General features: G+C 61.3%; 3 protein-coding genes. All 3 read right to left on the minus strand.

Annotated features, from left to right (window positions below; translation table 11 throughout):
* The coding region (locus X739_RS136640; RefSeq protein ID WP_031252690.1) for a heavy metal translocating P-type ATPase at positions 1–1,104 on the minus strand (1,104 nt) is incomplete at its 3' end.
* Complete coding sequence (locus X739_RS136635; RefSeq protein ID WP_023796698.1) at positions 1,101–1,598, minus strand: FixH family protein; 498 nt, start codon at positions 1,596–1,598, stop codon at positions 1,101–1,103. The genes X739_RS136635 and X739_RS136640, both read right to left, overlap by 4 nt.
* Positions 1,595–2,026, minus strand: a 432-nt coding sequence (locus tag X739_RS0136525; RefSeq protein WP_280940078.1) for a FixG Ig-like domain-containing protein, incomplete at its 5' end; no start/stop codon positions are given. The genes X739_RS136635 and X739_RS0136525, both read right to left, overlap by 4 nt.

A 2,026-nucleotide genomic window follows, 5' to 3' on the forward strand; every position in this document is an offset into this window, starting at 1 on the left:
CATGGCCGAGCCGTCCCTAACCATGATGCCGTTCTCGAACAGGCGCCGTGCTGCGACCACCTGGACGATTGGAACCGCGAGGCCAAGCGCGCAAGGGCACGTGATGATGAGAACAGCGATGGCGATCGTCATCGCCCGGTGCCAGTCGCCGGTCGCCGCCATCCAGCCCAGGAACGTTGCCAAGGCGGTGAGATGAACCANCAGTGAGCAGTCCAGATCTGACGCCCCACGAATGATCTTGCCGTCGACGGGGATCCTCTCACCAGCCGCGATCAGCAGCTGCATACCCGGTTCGATCTCGCCGACCGGCAAATAGTCCCGTGCACCGTCGCTGCGCAGCACCATGGCGCCGCGCGCGGCCAGTTGTGACAGGCTTTTCACCGCGGTGCGGGCACGCTCCCGCATTACGTGATCCAGCGTGCGACCGATCAATAGGAAGAACAGCAGTGACACCGACGCGTCGAAATAGGCATGTTCGCCATGATTGATGGTTTCATAGAGGCTCATGGCATAAGCAAGCGACACCCCGACCGCGATCGGCACGTCCATGTTCATGCGGCCGTGGCGCAGTGCATTCCAGGCTGAGCGGAAGAAGATGCCACCGGCGAAGGCCAACGCCGGGATGGCGATCAGCGCCGAGACCCAGTGGAACAGGTCGCGGGTCGCACCTTCGGCGCCGGACCAGACCGAGACTGACAGCAACATGATGTTGCCGGCCGCGAAGCCGGCAACGGCGACGGCGCGGATCAGCTCCGCAAGCGTCTTGTCTTTCTCATCGACCTCGGGGGCGAACAAATGCGCCTCGTAGCCCAGCCTGCCAAGCGCGGCGACAAAAGGGGGCACCTCATTGCCACGCCACCGAATCGTGACCCGTTTCGTCGACAGGTTGACACGCGCGCCTTCGACATTGTCGAGTTTTCCCAGCGCCGTCTCGATTGTCTGGATGCAAGCCCCGCAATGAACCATCGGTACTGAAAGATCAGTCTGGCGAAGATCATGGCCAAGCGATCGACTCGCCAGCTTGATTTCCTGGCTGGAGGGCAGGACCGATGTGCTACCGACCAGATCCAGCGCCATTTCGGCGCCCGGTGCACAACAGCTCATTTCAGCGCTCCATGGGAAATCATGATCCTGCGGACGTCGCGATAAGGTCTGGCCAGGCCGGCATCGGCGTCGATTTCGACGATCCAGACACCGTCCTTCGGCATGTGCTGTGCTGCAAACTCCTGGCCCGAAGCGAGGGCGAGCGTGACGGACTCATCCTCTTTCTCGTAGGCGGGATGGCGAAACAGCACCTTCACGGTATACAAGGGAACCGGCTTGCCGACGGCGTCGGTGAGGCCATAGCGGATCTCGCCCCATGCGATGGTCAGCTTGGCGGTCCAGTCCAGGGCTGCCTGCGCGCGCCCTTCCTCAGCCTTCTTGTTGAATTGCTGGCTGGCGACATAGGTGTTTTCGACAACGAGGCCGGTCCAGCTTGTGTTGGCAAGCGTCGCCATCGTCAGATTGACCGCGATGACCACGCCGAAAAAGGCGAGGATGATGGCCAACATGTGCCTGCCGGTGAATTCGCCGGGTTTTCGCGTGGTGGTGCTCATCTGGCGATCTCCGGCGCGTTGAAGGTGGCGGTGTATTCGTTGGACTCGAAACTCGCCTTGTCCTCGACCCGGAGTGTGAAGGTCTGCGCTTCGCCATGGATCTGGTCAGCAGGCAGGCGCACGAAAACCTTCAACATCTTCAGCCGGTCGGGTTCGACCTGGATCGCAAAAGAGCGATCGGCGGGGAGGTCGACGCCAACGATGCTCATCTCTGCGCCTGGCAGGCCAGCTATGGTGACGATGACCGTTCTTGGTTCTGGGATCATGTTCAGCAGCTTGACGGTGTAGCCATTGCGGATGGAACCGTCGGACAGCGTCACGAATTGCGGATTGCGATCGTGCAGGACATTGATCTCGAGCCGGTCGCGCGTCAGCAGCGAATAGAGCAGGCCCAGGCCGATCAGCGACCACATACCCATGTAGACATA

The organism is Mesorhizobium sp. LNHC209A00 (assembly GCF_000502915.1).
Taxonomy (GTDB): Bacteria; Pseudomonadota; Alphaproteobacteria; order Rhizobiales; family Rhizobiaceae; genus Mesorhizobium.